Annotated in this window: 15 protein-coding genes and 1 pseudogene; 11 read left to right on the top strand and 5 right to left on the bottom strand. The window is 65.9% G+C overall.

The features are described 5' to 3' along the window. The first annotated feature begins 108 nt into the window (after positions 1-108). The 11 genes and pseudogenes from AC1DGP_RS12595 (at position 109) to AC1DGP_RS12545 (ending at position 9,462) form a co-directional block, all read left to right on the top strand. Positions 109-1,095 carry a LysR family transcriptional regulator gene (locus tag AC1DGP_RS12595; RefSeq protein WP_476832195.1) on the top strand — a complete coding sequence of 329 codons (987 nt, stop codon included), beginning with the start codon at positions 109-111 and terminating at the stop codon, positions 1,093-1,095. Further along, a complete protein-coding gene (locus AC1DGP_RS12590; RefSeq protein WP_441505864.1) occupies positions 1,092-2,561 on the top strand; it encodes an NAD(P)-binding domain-containing protein in 1,470 nt (489 codons plus the stop codon). Before AC1DGP_RS12595 ends, AC1DGP_RS12590 begins: the two co-directional genes overlap by 4 nt. After that, positions 2,548-3,180 (top strand): 2-hydroxychromene-2-carboxylate isomerase, encoded by a 633-nt coding sequence (locus AC1DGP_RS12585; RefSeq protein ID WP_441489838.1) that lies wholly within the window; start codon positions 2,548-2,550, stop codon positions 3,178-3,180. The genes AC1DGP_RS12590 and AC1DGP_RS12585 overlap by 14 nt, the downstream gene beginning before the upstream one ends. A gap of 11 nt (positions 3,181-3,191) precedes the next feature. Then, positions 3,192-4,160, top strand: coding sequence for a tripartite tricarboxylate transporter substrate binding protein (locus tag AC1DGP_RS12580; protein WP_441489837.1), 969 nt, complete (start codon positions 3,192-3,194; stop codon positions 4,158-4,160). Continuing rightward, a complete protein-coding gene (locus AC1DGP_RS12575; RefSeq protein ID WP_441505865.1) occupies positions 4,151-4,648 on the top strand; it encodes a tripartite tricarboxylate transporter TctB family protein in 498 nt (165 codons plus the stop codon). The genes AC1DGP_RS12580 and AC1DGP_RS12575 overlap by 10 nt, the downstream gene beginning before the upstream one ends. Then, complete coding sequence (locus tag AC1DGP_RS12570; RefSeq protein ID WP_441505866.1) at positions 4,645-6,162, top strand: tripartite tricarboxylate transporter permease; 1,518 nt, start codon at positions 4,645-4,647, stop codon at positions 6,160-6,162. Before AC1DGP_RS12575 ends, AC1DGP_RS12570 begins: the two co-directional genes overlap by 4 nt. A gap of 264 nt (positions 6,163-6,426) precedes the next feature. Beyond that, a pseudogene (locus AC1DGP_RS12565) lies at positions 6,427-6,546 on the top strand (hypothetical protein); the annotation flags it as partial. A gap of 19 nt (positions 6,547-6,565) precedes the next feature. Next, positions 6,566-6,826 carry a signal peptidase II gene (locus AC1DGP_RS12560; RefSeq protein ID WP_441505867.1) on the top strand — a complete coding sequence of 87 codons (261 nt, stop codon included), beginning with the start codon at positions 6,566-6,568 and terminating at the stop codon, positions 6,824-6,826. Positions 6,827-6,926: 100 nt separating this feature from the next. Next, a complete protein-coding gene (locus AC1DGP_RS12555; protein WP_441505868.1) occupies positions 6,927-7,982 on the top strand; it encodes a L,D-transpeptidase family protein in 1,056 nt (351 codons plus the stop codon). 32 nt (positions 7,983-8,014) lie between these two features. Continuing rightward, a complete protein-coding gene (locus AC1DGP_RS12550; protein ID WP_441505869.1) occupies positions 8,015-8,635 on the top strand; it encodes an SCO family protein in 621 nt (206 codons plus the stop codon). A gap of 104 nt (positions 8,636-8,739) precedes the next feature. Beyond that, positions 8,740-9,462 (top strand): GntR family transcriptional regulator, encoded by a 723-nt coding sequence (locus AC1DGP_RS12545; protein WP_441505870.1) that lies wholly within the window; start codon positions 8,740-8,742, stop codon positions 9,460-9,462. 3 nt (positions 9,463-9,465) lie between these two features. Here the strand turns inward: AC1DGP_RS12545 and AC1DGP_RS12540 are convergent, their stop codons facing one another. From AC1DGP_RS12540 to AC1DGP_RS12520, 5 genes are all read right to left on the bottom strand, one after another. Then, entirely contained in the window at positions 9,466-10,980 is a 1,515-nt protein-coding gene (locus tag AC1DGP_RS12540) for a tripartite tricarboxylate transporter permease (RefSeq protein ID WP_441505871.1), read from the bottom strand. Between the two features lie 4 nt (positions 10,981-10,984). Continuing rightward, positions 10,985-11,479: a tripartite tricarboxylate transporter TctB family protein gene (locus AC1DGP_RS12535; protein WP_441505872.1), complete on the bottom strand. Its 495-nt coding sequence runs from the start codon at positions 11,477-11,479 to the stop codon at positions 10,985-10,987. 72 nt (positions 11,480-11,551) lie between these two features. Further along, a complete protein-coding gene (locus AC1DGP_RS12530; protein ID WP_441505873.1) occupies positions 11,552-12,502 on the bottom strand; it encodes a Bug family tripartite tricarboxylate transporter substrate binding protein in 951 nt (316 codons plus the stop codon). 106 nt (positions 12,503-12,608) lie between these two features. After that, positions 12,609-13,541: a methylisocitrate lyase gene (gene prpB / locus AC1DGP_RS12525; protein WP_441505874.1), complete on the bottom strand. Its 933-nt coding sequence runs from the start codon at positions 13,539-13,541 to the stop codon at positions 12,609-12,611. Positions 13,542-13,547: 6 nt separating this feature from the next. Beyond that, a complete protein-coding gene (locus AC1DGP_RS12520) occupies positions 13,548-14,999 on the bottom strand; it encodes a bifunctional 2-methylcitrate dehydratase/aconitate hydratase (protein ID WP_476832194.1) in 1,452 nt (483 codons plus the stop codon). Between the last annotated feature and the right edge of the window lie 170 nt (positions 15,000-15,169).

Genomic DNA, 15,169 nt, shown 5'->3' with positions numbered 1-15,169 from the left:
ACGGAGCCTACGGCTCACTCAAGCTGGGGATCGCATTCTCATGCACGCTTTCATGCTTGACGCGCATCATGACATAGTTAGCATTCAAAATGGGAATGGTACCATCCAATGGATCTGCGCCAGCTTGAAGCGTTCGCCGCCGTCATATCCGCCGGGAGCATCACCGGCGCGGCGCGGCTGCTCGGCCGCTCGCAGCCAGCCCTGACCCGGCTGATCCAGGAGCTCGAGGAGACGCTGGGTTTCAGCGTGCTTCACCGCAGCGGCCCGCGCGTCACCCCCACCGAGCGCGGACTGCGCTTTCACCAGGAAGTCGAGCCCGTCATCACCTGGCTTCGGCAGCTGCGCGAGCGTGCGGAGGCCATCGCCGCCGACAAGCCGCGCTCGCTCGAGATCGCGGCGATCGCCTCCTTCGCCGCCGGCATGCTGCCCGCAGCCCTGGCGCGGCTCGGCCAGGATGCCTTGCCGGAACAGGTCCATATTCGTGCGGCGCTGGCCGAGCAGGTCGTCCAGTCGGTCGCGACCCATGTCGCCGAGATCGGCGTGACCAGCCTGCCGGTCGATCACCCCGCCCTCGAAATCCACTGGATCGGCGAAGCACCTTGCGTGGCCGCTATCCGCGCCGACGACCCTCTTGCCGCGTCCGGCACGATTCCGCTCGCCTCGATCGAGGGGCGGCGCCTGATCACGATGGCCAACCCATTCCGCTGGCGCAGACGTGTCGACGTCGCCCTCGAGCAGGTTGGCGTCAGGCCGGCCTCGGTCCTCGATGCCAATACCTCCAACACGGCGCTGATGGCCGCGCGCGCCGGCCTCGGCATCGCGATCCTCGAACCGGTGATCGCCTATGGCATGCCGCTCGAGGGCGTCGCGATCCGCAAGCTCGACGTGCCCATCTCCTTCTTCTGGGGCGTGGTCACGCCCTATGGCCGTCCGTTGACGCCCCTCGTCGAAGGTCTCGTCGGCGCGCTGGAGGCCCTCGCCCGCGAGACGCTGCCCGGCTTCGTCAAACACCCTCCCACGGCACGTGACCCACTCCTGGCCGATATCTTCGGCCCGGCCCCAGTCGCAGCCAGAGCAATCGGAAGAACGGCATGAATGCCGCATTGCCGGCCCCGATGGGCCTCCCCGCATTGGAGCAACGCCTCCGTCAGGACCTTGAATGGCTGGAATGGCCGGCGAAGGACTGGGTGCCGCAGCGCGCGTTCAACGGCCAGCGTGTTCGCGACGTCGTCGTGATCGGAGCCGGCATGTGCGGCTTGGCAGCCTCGGCCGCGCTCAAGGGGCTCGGCCTCTCCAACGTGACCGTTATCGACCGCGCCCCCGCCGGCCAGGAAGGCCCCTGGGTGACCTATGCACGTATGGAAACGCTGCGTTCGCCCAAGCAGCTCACCGGCCCCGCACTCGGCCTGCCCGCACTGACCTTCCGCGCCTGGTATGAGGCGCAGTTCGGCCGCACGACGTGGGACGCCCTCGGCAAGATCCCGCGCGGCCTGTGGATGGACTACCTCGTCTGGTACCGGCGCGTGCTGAGCCTCCCGATCGCGAACGCGACCTCGCTCGACGCGGTGACGCCGCTGGCCGACGACATCCTGGCCCTCGACATCTCGGATGCTGAGGGAACACGCACCATCTTCACKCGGCATCTGGTGCTTGCCACCGGACGCGATGGGCTGGGCGGCCCCTGGGTGCCACCGATCGCACATGGCATCGACCGCAAATTCTGGGCCCATAGCGCGGACGATATCGACTTTGCGGCATTGAAAGGCCTGCGGGTCGGCGTGATCGGCGCCGGCGCCTCGGCCATGGACAATGCGGCGACCGCGCTGGAGCATGGCGTTGCCAGTCTCGATCTTATCGTGCGTCGCAAGGATCTGCCGCGGATCAACAAGTTCACCGGCATCGGCAGCCAGGGCGTGGTGCATGGCTTCGCGGGGCTGCCGGACGACTGGAAATGGCGCTTCCTCGACTACGCGCTGAAGGCGCAGACCCCGCCGCCGCGCGACAGCACCTTGCGGGTCTCGCGCCATGCCAATTCCCGCTTCCATCTCGGCAGCCCGCTGCTCGATCTCGCGGAGCAGGATGGCCATATCGTGCTGACCACGTCGAAGGGCGTGCATCATCTCGACTTCCTGATCTTCGCGACCGGCTTCTCGGTCGATCCCGCGCAGCGGCCGGAACTCTCAGCGGTCGCGCCCTTCATCCGCTTCTGGAAGGATCGCTATACGCCGCCGCCAGGGAGCGACAGCGCCGAGTTGCTGCACGCGCCCGATCTCGGCCCCGCCTTCGAATTTCAGGAGAAAGTGCCGGGCACCTGCCCGGCCCTCTCGCGCATACACTGCTTCAACTATCCCGCGATGCTGAGCCACGGAAAGCTCTCGGGCGACATTCCGGCGGTCAGCGACGGCGCCGAGCGGCTGGCCCGCGGCATCGCCCGCGCACTCTTCGTCGCCGATCGCGAGACGCATTACCGGGCCTTGATGGCCTACGACACGCCCGAACTGCTCGGCGACGAATGGCAGGATGCGGACACCGAGCTGGAGGCCAGCCATGCCGGCAGGTGAGCGCCCGCTGGTCGAGGCCTTCTACGGCATCTCCTCGCCCTGGGCCTATTTCGGCGCGCCCAGGCTCTACGACATCGTCGAACGCACAGGCGCGCGTCTCCGGCTACGGCCGATCCGGATCATCGAAGCGAATGGTGGCATTCCGCTCAGGACCCGCCCCGATCCACGTCAGGCCTATCATGCGGTCGAACTCGACCGCTGGCGCCGCCATCTCGGCATGAAACTCAACCTGAAGCCGCGCTTTTACCCGTGCCGGACGATCGAACTGGCGGCACAGGCCGTGATCACCATCGACCGCGCCGGCCTCGATGCGCGCAGCTTCTCCTTTGCCATCCAGCGCGCGCTCTGGGCGGAAGACCAGGATATTGCCGATCTCGATACGCTGAAGGCGATCGCCCGCGAAACGCTTGGCGAAGTCGCGGTACCGCTCGTCGCCAATCCCCAGCAGCCGACGATTATCGCGGCCTGGAACGACAATCTCGCTGAAGCCGAGCGTCTCGGCATCTTCGGCACTCCCACCTACGCCGTGAACGGGGAACTGTTCTGGGGCCAGGACAGGCTCGGGTTCGTCGAACGCGCATTGCTGACCACCTCTCCAACGCCTGCCCCAGCCCCTTGAAGGAGTCGACCATGAAGTCGTTGTCGATCGTTGCCGCACTAGGAACCGCGCTCCTCTTCACCGCAGCGGGCGCTCCGGCCCGTGCCGACTATCCGGACAAACCGATCGAGATGATCGTTGCCTTCGCGCCAGGCGGCGGGACAGACGTCGCCGCCCGCTCGATCGCCCGCTACATGGAGAAATATCTCGGTCCGGGCGCCCGTATCGGCGTCGTCAACAAGCCCGGTGCCGGCGGTGAGATCGGCTGGACTTCGGTCGCCCAGGGCAAGGCGGATGGCTACACGATCGGCTTCATCAACGCGCCGGCGATCAACGCGCTGGTGGTCGAGGGCAAGTCGAAGTTCAAGATGAGCGACTTCCAGCCCGTCGCCAATCTCGTCTACGATCCCGGTGTCCTGGTCGTTCCGAAGAACAGCCCCTATTCCTCATTGAAGGACCTGGTCGACGCAGCCAAGAAGGCCTCGGGCGCCGTCGTCATCGGCACCTCAGGCGCCAGCGGCTCCTCGGAGCATATCGCGCTCCTGAACTTCCAGCGCCTCGCCGATACCAAATTCACCCCCGCCTTCTTCGGCGGCACGGCACCGGTGCGCCAGGCCGTGCTCGGCGGCCATGTCCCGGCCGCGACGATGAATCTCAGCGAGGCCCTGCAGATCGCGCGCGAAGGCACCATCAAGGTCATCGGCGTGATGAGCGCCGAGCGCTCGTCGTATTTGCCTGATGCACCGACTTTCCGCGAAGGCGGCTATGACGTCGTCGTCGGCGCCTCGCGCGGCATCGCGGCCCCGAAGGGCATCCCGGCCGATGTCATCGCCAAGCTGGAAAAGGCGATCGACCAGGCGCTGAAGGACCCCGAATATCTCGATGCCGCCAAGAAGGCCGAGATTCCGCTGCAATATCTCGCCTCGTCAGACTTCAAAGCTTTCCTCGACCGCGCCTCGACCGATCTCGAGGCCACCTGGAAGGCAACCCCATGGAAGTGACGCCCGAGGCATCTGCCCCGCAGGGCCGGTCGCGAAGCCTCGCAGAAATCGGATTCGCCACCATTCTGGTGGCGACCTCCGTCACGGTGATCGCCACGGCCTCGACCTATCCTGCCGAGAGCGCGGCCTATCCGGTTGCGATCGGCATCGGCATGGCCGTGATCGGCTGCTGGATCGCCCTGCGCGAACTCCTCCGGCGGCAGCGGGGCAATCCGATGCAAGGCAGTTTCGCCGAGCACGCCCCTCGCCTCGCCGTCGGTATCGCGGCGCTTGTCGCCTATTTCGCGGCGGTCAGCCTCATCGGCTTCATCCTGCCGAGCCTCGCGCTCTGCGTGCTGCTGCCAGCCGCCGTCGGTTTCCAGCGCTGGCGCCTCTCGGCCATCGTCGCCGTGGTCTGCGTGGTCTCGATCCTGGCGATCTTCGTCTATGCGCTTGAACGTCCGATCCCGCCGGATGTCCTTTCCCCATTTCTGGGACGGCTGAGATGATCGACGCGCTCCTCCACGCCCTTCCGCTTGTCTTCGCCCCGATGAACATCCTTGCGATGTTCATCGGCCTGATCGCCGGTCTGATCGTCGGCTGCCTGCCGGGCCTGACCGTGGTGACCGGCCTTGCCGTGCTGATCCCGCTCACCTTCGGGCTCGATCCGATGTTTGCACTCGGCATGATGGCCGGTATGTACAATGGCGGTTCCTATGGCGGCGCCATTCCGGCCATCCTGATGCGGGTGCCGGGCACCCCGGCTTCGGTTGCGACCGTACTGGACGGCTACAAGATGACCCAGAAGGGTCAGGCAGCCTACGCGCTTCAGGTGGCGCTCCTGTCCGGCGTCATCGGCAGCGTCCTGTCCTCGATCTCGCTCATCCTGCTCTCGCCGCCGCTGGTTTCCTTCAGCCTCATGTTCGGGCCGATCGAGTATTTCTGGCTCGGCATTCTTGGTCTTGCGACAGTCTCGTCGCTGCTCGGCGACGATCTGCCAAAGGGGCTGATCGCCTGCGGCATCGGCCTGCTGATCGGCGCCGTCGGCCAGGATATCTCGAACGGCACCGAACGTTTCACCTTCGGCCAGCTCGACCTGCTCGACGGCTTCAGCGCCATCGTGCTGCTCACCGGGCTATTTGCGGTGCCGCCCGTGCTGCAGATCATCGAGGAGGCGGTGAAGACCGGCATGAGCGGCGACAAGCTCAAGCTGCATCGCCAGGGTTCGGCCCTCAGCCAATGGCGCTTCTTCACGCCGGTCTGGATCCGCAGCTCGATCATCGGCATCATCATCGGCATCCTGCCGGGCGCGGGCGGCAGCATGTCGTCCTTCCTCGCCTATAACGAGGCCAAGCGTGTCGCCCGCAATCCGGAAACCTTTGGCCATGGCAATCCGGAAGGCGTCGCAGCCTCCGAATGCGGCAATGGTGCCGACAACGCCGCCTCGCTGATCCCGGCGCTGGCGCTCGGCATTCCGGGCTCCGGCGTCGCCGCCGTCATCCTCGGCGGCCTGCTCGTGCACGGCCTCAGGCCCGGCCCGCAGCTCTTCCGCGAGCATCCGGACATCGTCTACGGCTTCATGCTGCAATTCCTGGTGACGTCGTTCCTGCTCGCCATCGTCGGCGGCCTGGCTGCAACGCGGATCTTCGGCCAGGTGCTGCGGCTGCCGCGCATCGTGCTCGCGCCGGTGATCCTGCTCTTCGTCACCGTCGGCGTCTATTCGGTCAACAACTCGCTGTTCGACCTCTGGGTGCTGCTCGGCGTCGGGCTGATCGGCTATGTGCTGGAGCGGCTGGACTATCCGAGCGCCCCGATCGTGCTCGGCCTGCTGCTCGGCCCGATGATCGAGAGCCAGCTCCGGCTCGCCTTGACCATCTCCGGCGGCAAGACGACGGCGCTGCTCTCGACCCCGATCGCCGTGACGCTCGCCCTGCTGAGCGCCGCCATCCTGCTGACTCCGGCCTGGCGGATGTGGCGCGAGCGCGGCAAGGCGCCCCTCGTCGAGGGGGCGGAGAGCCGTTAGGCGCCGTTTCGGCGCCTAGCTTCGAGAGTACATGCGAGCCCGGTTCAGGTTGCATCCTGAGCCGGGCTCGCTTCTTCTCGGATGGGCCGACCCGATTCAGGCCCTGCATGAATGTCCTGATCGCGAGATAGCAGGCAGATCGACATTATCCGCTTGAACCTGCAGCCACTCCAGGTCCTACAAGCCTTGCCTCTGAAATAACCAGCCGGAGGCAGAGATGGTCTCATTCAAACGAATCCGCGTCGTCACGCTCGGACAGCCGTGATGCATCGTCATCTCGGACGAGCCCTGCTTTGGGCAGCGCTGGCCTTCGCTCTCGATCAGGTCACGAAATGGCTGATCCTCGATTTCGTCATGGTGCCCCCACGCCCGATCGAGATCGCCCCGTTCCTGAATCTGCGCCTTGGCTTCAATTACGGCGTCAGCTTCGGGCTGTTTCCGCGACACGCTCGAGGCCTGGCCGGATTTGCTGGCCGGAGGCGCACTCGGCAATGCACTCGATCGCTGGCGGCAGGGCGCCGTCACGGATTTCATCGACCTGCATTACCAGGGCTGGCACTGGCCGACCTTCAACGGAGCCGATATCGCCATTTCGGCAGGGGTCGGACTGATGCTGCTCGCCGCCCTTCCGAGCGCTCAGCCGGCGCCGAAGCCGCGCACGTAAGCGTGATCGGGGCTTGATCCTGCTCCGGGGTCAGCCTGTAGGAAAGCGTTAACCTCGCTTCTTCACCTCCTGTCAGCCTTGATCATCCACGCTTCCCCGCATGTCCGCACGTCAACCTCGCCCGCTCCTCGGTCTCGCCCTCGCATTGGCGCTCGGTGCCGTTGCGCTGAGCGGCTGTGTCAGCGGCGAAGGCGACACACGCCATCTCCAGCCTCTGCCGGCCCGTCTCGTGGCCGAGATGTCGGGCAAGGGCATGACGCAGACCGACCCGATCCTGGTGCGCCTCTTCAAGCAGGAAAGCGAACTCGAAGTCTGGAAGCGGGATCGCAGCGGCCAGTACGCGTTGCTCAAGACCTATCCGATGTGCCGCTGGTCAGGGCAGCTCGGCCCCAAGAAGCGCGAAGGCGACCGGCAGGCTCCGGAAGGGTTCTACACCGTCACCCCGGACCTGATGAATCCGCGTTCGCAGTTCTACCTGTCCTTCAATCTCGGCTACCCCAACGCTCTCGAGCAGGCGCAGGGCTATACCGGCTCGGCCCTGATGGTGCATGGCGCCTGCACCTCGGCCGGCTGCTACGCGATGACGGATGAGGGCGTCACCGAAATCTACGGCCTGGCGCGCGAGGCCTTTGCAGGCGGACAGCGCAGCTTCCAGGTCCAGGCACTGCCCTTCCGCATGACGCCGCAGAACATGGCCCGGCATCGCAGCAACCCGAACATCGCCTTCTGGCGCAATCTCAAGGAAGGCTCCGACCATTTCGAGGCGACACGGCAGCCGCCGGCGCTCGCCGCCTGTGGCCGCCGCTATGTCTTCAATCCCGGCGCGGGATCTCGGCCCTTCAGCCCCGATGCGCCCTGCCCTGCCTATGAGGTCGAGCCGACCATCGCCGCGGTCGTGGCGCAGCGCCAGGCCCGCGACGAGCAGCGCTTTGCCGAACTGGTCGGCCATGGCGTCCCAGCGATGAGCTACGCCTATCTCGATGGCGGCATGCACAAGAGCTTTCGCAGCCTCCTGCAGAAACTCGGGCCGGAACGGATGCAGACCATGGTCGCCGGCAAGATCGAGATCAGCCGGCCGGAAGCTGCGCTGGCCGACCCGTACGGCGGCGACCAAGCCGCCGAGGTCGAGACCACGGCCTCTCTTGCCAAGCGATAATCCGGCGAACGCCCACAGACCCGACATCAAGCATGCAAGCTCTCAAGTTCATTCGCTATGGCGCCTGGCTCCTGGTCGGCGTCATCACCTTCGTCAGCGCCGCAATTCTGTTGGGGTGGTGGCAGGTTGACGGTCCAGGGCGCCCATCAACGGAGTTGGCGACGGGCCAGGGTGTCCCTCAGGTCGGTGGCTCCTTCTCGCTGATCGACCACAGGGGAAAATCCGTCACCGACGCCGATTTCCGCGGCAAGCCCATGGCGGTGTTCTTCGGCTTCACCCACTGCCCGGAGGTCTGCCCGACGACGCTGCTCGATATGACCAACTGGCTTTCCAGGCTCGGCCCCGACGCGGACAAGCTGCAGATCCTGTTCATCACGGTCGATCCGGAACGCGACACACCGGAGCAGATGGCGCTCTACCTGCAGTCCTTCGATCCCCGGATCGTCGGCCTCTCCGGCAGTCGCGAGCAGGTCGATGCCGCGATCGGCGCTTACAAGGCCTATGCCAAGCGCATCCCGACCGAGAGCAGCTACACCATGGACCACACCGCGTCAGTCTACCTGATGGACACGCAAGGCCGGTTCAAGACCATGATCGACTATCATGAGGACGAAGCCACCTCGCTCGCCAAGATCAGGCGGGTCCTCGGCTAATCCATGCGCGGAAGGCGCGTGGTCAAGAGCCGGATCATCAAGGAAAATCCCGGCCCCTTGCGCTATGCTGCCATCGTTCCGATTCCGGGAAAGCGCCAGCGACCATGTCAGACAGCGACAGCCAGGACAGCGTCATTACGACGGGCCTGACCGTCCGGCTTTACGATGCGCTTTCACAGGCCATCGTCGCCGGTGAACTTGCGCCCGGCGAGAAGCTGAGCGAACCCGTCATCGCGCGGCGCTACGGCGCCAGCCGGGCGCCTGTGCGCGAAGCGATCCGCCGCCTCCAGGAGCGCGGGCTCGTCACCTATGTCGCCAATCAAGGCGTGCGCGTCGCCGAGCCCAGCGCCGCGGAGTTCCTCGCGCTGCTCGATGTGCGCGAGGCCACCGAGGGTATGGCCGCCCGCCTCGCCGCCGAGAATATGAGCGATGCGGAGATCAGGGCACTCGAAGAACTCGTGGCCGGCCATCGCGACGAGATCGAGCGCAATCCGCTCGGCGCCTATCTGCAGGACGAGCCCGAGGCGGATTTCCATCGGCGCATAGCCAACGGCAGCGGCAATCCGATCCTCGCCGAATTGCTGTGCGAGCAGTTCTATCCGCGGCTGCGCCTGTGCCGGCGTCTGCATTCGACCGTTCGGGGGCGTGGGCGCGAGGCCTGGCGCGAACATGTGCGCATCACCGAAGCTATCAGCCATCGCGACGGCGAGCTGGCCGAGATCCTGATGCGGCGACACATCCGCGCCGCCAGGACTGCCCTGCAGGCGGCGCTGTCCGCGGCCGAGGCGATCCGGCCGGCAAAGCGCCGCGCCGGAGCCAGCGACTAGCGCTCAGCCGGTGGAAATCGCGGGCTCGGTCTTCGGCCGCGACCGAAGCCGGACCAGGATCGGCGGTACGACCAGCACGAGAAGCGCGATGGAGAGCAGCGTCGTGGCGATTGGCGTGCTGACCAGCACGCCCCAGTCACCTTGGCTGACCGCAAGCGCACGCCGCAGCTGGATTTCGGCCTGCGGCCCGAGGATCAGACCGATCAGCACGGGCGCGATCGGGAAATCATAGACCCGCGCCACATAACCGATGAGTCCGAGGCCGCACATCAGCAGCAGGTCCATCCAGGAGGTCGACAGCCCCCAGACGCCGACCAGCGCGAAGACGACGATGCCGCCATAGATATAGTGCCGTGGGATCAGCAGTAGGCGCACCCAGATGCCGACCAGCGGCAGGTTGAGCACGAGCAGGATCAGATTGCCGATATAGAGAGACGCAATCAGGCCCCAGAGCAGATCGGGATTGGTCGCAAACAGCATCGGTCCGGGCTGCAGCCCGTAGTTCTGGAAGGCGGCGAGCAGCACCGCGGCCGTCGCCGTCGAAGGCAGGCCGAGCGTCAGCAACGGCACGAGAATGCCGGCTGCGGCCGCATTATTGGCGGCTTCCGGGCCGGCGACACCCTCGATCGCACCATGTCCGAACTCCTTCGGATGCTTGCTCAGGCGGCGCTCCAGTGCATAGGACAGGAAGGTCGGGATCTCCGTGCCGCCTGCCGGCAATGCGCCGATCGGAAAGCCGATGACGCTGCCCCGCAGCCACGGTTTCCAGGAACGTGCCCAGTCCTGCCGGGTCATCCAGCTCCCGCCCGATAGCGGGTTGATCGCCTCCGGCACGGAGCCGCTGCGGCTAGCCACATAGAGCGCCTCGCCGATCGCAAAAAGCGACACGAGCACGACGGTGAAGGAGACGCCATCGAGCAGTTCGAGCGTTCCGAAGACCATGCGTGTCTGCCCGGTCTGGGTGTCGATGCCGATCGTGCCCAGCGCCAGGCCGAAGAACAGAGCGGTGAAGCCACGCACCATCGACCGGCCCATCACCACGGCCACCGAGGTGAAGGACAAGACCATCAGGGCGAAATAGTCCTCCGGCCCGAAGACGAAGGCGAGTTCCGCGATTGCCGGCGCAAGAAAGGTCAAGGCCAGCGTGCCGATCGTACCCGCGACGAAGGAGCCGATCGCCGCCGTCGCGAGCGCAGCTGCGCCGCGCCCATTGCGAGCCATGCGGTTGCCTTCGAGCGCAGTCATCACCGCCCCACTCTCGCCGGGCGTGTTGAGCAGGATCGAGGTCGTCGAACCACCATAGAGGGCGCCGTAGAGGATGCCGGCGAACATGATGAAGGCCGAGGCGGGCGCGACCTGCGTCGTGACCGGCATCAGCAGCGCGATGGTCAGCGCCGGCCCGATCCCGGGAAGCACGCCGACGGCGGTACCGAGCGCGCAACCGATCAGCGCCCAGAACAGGTTCATCGGCTGCAGCGCGACGGCAAATCCGCCGATCAGCTGGCTCAGGATTTCCATGACTTCACCCAAGCAATGGCAGGAAGGGGCCAAGGCTGATGCCGAGGCGGGAGAAGCCGAACCACGCGACGCTGCCGAGCGTCGCTCCGACCGCGAGGTCGAGCCCGGTCCGGCGCGAGCCGAAGGCATGGGTCACCAGGGTGAAGGCAAGCATCGCGGTCAACGGGAAGCCGAGCCAGCGGATCGTCAGGAGCGGGATGCTCACCCCTGCCAGCGCGAGCAGGAAGGCCGAACGCGAAGGGGGCGCCTCCTCCTCCCCGTCTGGCGACGCGACGAGATCCCCACGTCTCGCCTGGGCGATCAGGACCACGCCAAGGACGGTCAGCCCGATTCCGACCGCCAGGATGATGGCCGCCGGCCCGACTCCGATATAGTTCGTGGTCGAGGCAATGCCGCGTGCACCGTTGAGCCACAGTGCCCCCATCGCGAGCACGCAGAGCCCCAGCCACCATGGCCGCGGCTTGCGGGGCGCATCCTGTCTGCTTGGATTGACCGACATCGTTCGGGCTCCTCGAGAACACGCGTCGGGACCGGCGCGCAACCATCGGTCACGCGCCGGTCCGGCAGGCCGTCATTTCAGGATGCCGACTTCCTTGAGCGCGCTCGACCAGCTCGCATCCTCTGCCTTGAGGAAGGCAGCGAACTGGTCACCCGGGAGATAGGCGTCTTCCCAGCCCTGGGTCTTCAGGGTTTCCTTCCAGACCGGGGTCTGGTGCAGCTTGGCGAAGCGCTCGAGCCAGGTCTTCTTGGCTGCCTCGCTCATGCCCGGCGCGCCGACGAAACCACGCCAGTTGCCGATCTCGACCGGAATGCCGGATTCCTTCAGCGTCGGCGCATTGAGCCCGTCGACCCGCGTCGGGCCCGAGACCGCGATGATGCGGATACGACCGGTCTCCGCAAACTGACGGAATTCCGAGGCGCCGGAAATCGCTGCCTTGATCTTGCCGCCACCGAGAGCCGCCAGGATCTCTCCGCCCGAGAAGGATACGAAATTGATCTTCGCAACGGGAGCCCCGGCATGCTTGGCGAGCAGCGCCAGCATGACATGGTCCGCGCCACCGGCCGAACCGCCGCCGACCGAGAGCGCGCCGGGATCAGCCTTCATCGCGGCGATGAAATCCTGAGGCGTCTTGATCGGCGAATTCGCGGGGACGGCGATCGCGTTGTACTCATTGGTCAGGCGCAGCAGTGGAGTGGTGTCCTTCAGGGACACAGGCGTCTGATTGGTGATGACGCCGCCGACCATGATGACGCCCGTCACCAGGAGCGCGTTGTCGTCGCCCTTTGAGGTGCGGACGAATTCGGCAAGCCCGATCGTGCCGGCAGCGCCGCCCTTGTTGGTGAAGGACGCGCCATCGGTGAAGATCTTCGACTGCGCGAAAGCTGCCATCGTGTGGCGGCCGGCACCATCCCAGCCTCCACCCGGATTGGCCGGGATCATCACCTTGGCCGGCTCGGCAGTGGCCATGCCCGTGCTCAGGACCAGCGCCAGCGCGCCAGTCGTCATCAGACGCCTCAACATCTCGTTTCCTCCCGTGGGTTGCCGCCGCCTTGTCTGGCTGGTCGTGTCTTGCCGCGCGACGCGCGGAACTTGGTCGCCGGCCCCGCGCCGGCTCGCATGCTGGTCGTCAGGCGCTCCGCTCGTGCTGCGGCATGGCTTCCGGCGTGATGGTCGCCACGATCGAGGCATCCAGCGCCTCGTAGTCATGGAGCCCGATGGTCGCGTAGAGTTCGGCGCGGGTCTGCATCTGCTCGACCATGCCATGAGTGCCGCCATCGCGAGCCAGCGCGGCGTAGAGCCGCTCCTGCGCCTTGTTGGCGACCCGCAGCGAGGAGACGGGCCAGATCACCATGCGGTAGCCCATCGCCTCGAACTCGGAGGCGGTGAAGAACGGCGTGCGTCCGAACTCGGTCATGTTGGCGAGCAGCGGCACGCCCGGCACACGGCGCGCGAACTCCCTGAACATCTCGGCGGTGGTCAGCGCCTCCGGGAAAATCGCGTCGGCACCGGCCTCGAGATAGAGCTTTGCGCGTGCGACCGCGCCCTCCATGCCCTCGCTCGCCGCGGCATCGGTGCGGGCGATGACGTAAAGATGCCGGCGGGCCTTCACCGCAGCCGCGACCTTTGCCGCCATGTCATGGGCGTCGGCGAGCTTCTTGTCGTTGAGATGGCCGCATTTCTTCGGCAGTAACTGGTCTTCGATATGGACCGCGCCCGCGCCCGCGTCCTCGAAGGCGCGAACCATGTTCATGACGTTGAGGGCCTCGCCATAGCCGGTGTCGCCGTCGACCAGCACCGGCAAACCGCTGGCTCGCGCCACCTGCCGGATGAAGAAGGCAACCTCGTCGACGGTGATGATGCCGAGATCGGGCAGCCCCATCGAAGCCGTCATTGCCGCGCCCGAGAGATAGAGCGCCTCGAAACCGGCGGCCTTCGCCTGCAGGGCCGCCATGCCGTTATGGCTGCCCGGCAACCGGAGGATGCCACCCTGCCCGACCAGCGCGCGAAAGCGCTCGCCGGCCGGCTGCGAAGGACAATCGGAGGCAACGAGATAGGGCATGGGGCCTCAGTTCGCGTAGAGGTCGACGTAGTCGTGAACCGGCATGGCTTCGAGCCGCGCCTGATCGAGCGAGACATCGAGAATCTGGCGCTGGCGTTTCTCGACAAAGCGGCGTGCGAGATTGGTGCGGAACTTGGCCTCGAGCAGCGGGATGCCGTCGGAGCGGCGGCGCTTGTGGCCGATCGGGTATTCCACCACCAGTTCGGGCAACACCGTGCCGTCCTTCAGCGTGATGGTCATCGCGTTGGCGATCGAGCGCTTTTCCGGATCATGATAATCGCGGGTGAAAGCAGGATCCTCGACGCATTCGATCTTGTCCCGGAGCGCGTCGATGCGCGGATCGGCGGCAATATCGTCTTCGTAATCGCCTGCGGTGAGACGCCCGAAGATCAGCGGCACGGCGACCATGTATTGGAGAGTGTGGTCGCGGTCGGCCGGGTTATGCAGCGGCCCGCGTTTGTCGATGATCCGGATGCAGGCCTCGTGCGTGCGGACGCGGATCGAAGCGATGTCGTCGCTGCTGCGCCCGATCTTTTGGAGATGAGCCTGCAGCGTCATCGCCGCTTCGACTGCCGTCTGCGCATGAAACTCGGCCGGATAGGAAATCTTGAACAGCACATGCTCCATGACATAGGAGCCGTAAGGCCGCTGGAACTTGAATTCCTGGCCGCGGAACGAGGCGTCGTAGAAGCCCCAGGTCTTCGCCGTCAGGACCGAGGGATAGCCCATCTCGCCGGTCCGGGCGATCAGGGCGAGCCTCACTGCCCGGCTCGTCGCATCACCGGCCGCCCAGCTCTTGCGCGAGCCGGCATTCGGTGCGTGGCGATAAGTTCGCAGGGCCTGTCCATCGACGAAGGCAAGCGACAGCGCATTGACGATCTCGTCGCGGTTCAGGCGGAGCAGCCCTGCGACCACTGCCGTCGAAGCGACCTTGACCAGAATGACATGGTCGATCCCCACCTTGTTGAACGCATTTTCCAGCGCGAGACAGCCCTGGATCTCATGGGCCTTGATCATCKCGGTCAGCACGTCGCGCATGGTCAGCGGCGGCCGTCCGGAGGCAACCGCGGTCCGTGACAGCCAGTCGGCCACAGCCAGGATGCCGCCGAGATTATCCGACGGATGGCCCCATTCCGCCGCGAGCCAGCAATCATTGAAATCGAGCCAGCGGATCATCGTGCCGATATTGAACGCGGCCTGGACCGGATCGAGCTGATAGGGCGTGCCGGGCACGCGCGCGCCGTTCGGGACCACGGTCCCCGGCACGACCGGGCCGAGCAGCTTGGTGCAGGCAGGGTATTCCAAGGCCTCGAGCCCGCAGCCGAGCGTGTCGAGCAGGCAGTTGCGGGCGGTCTCGTATGCCAGCGAACTGTCGACACGATAGTTCAGGACGTAATCGGCGATATCGACGAGCACGCCATCCGGAGCGGGGCGTTCATTGTTGTTGAATCGAGCCATGGACGGGCATTTCCTCACGCCGATCCGGCTGGTCGCCTAGCGCCGCCGGAGAATTATTGTCGACATATGTTTCATGCAGTCGACTGGAAGGCAAGCTTCAGCCGCCAAATAATGAAATACTGTCGACAATAATCGAGCGAGCTCCCGTGGCTTCTCCGCTGGCGCTCTCC

Source organism: Allobosea sp. 05T433 (genome assembly GCF_056396065.1).
This window is presented reverse-complemented; position numbering and strand designations above follow the sequence as displayed.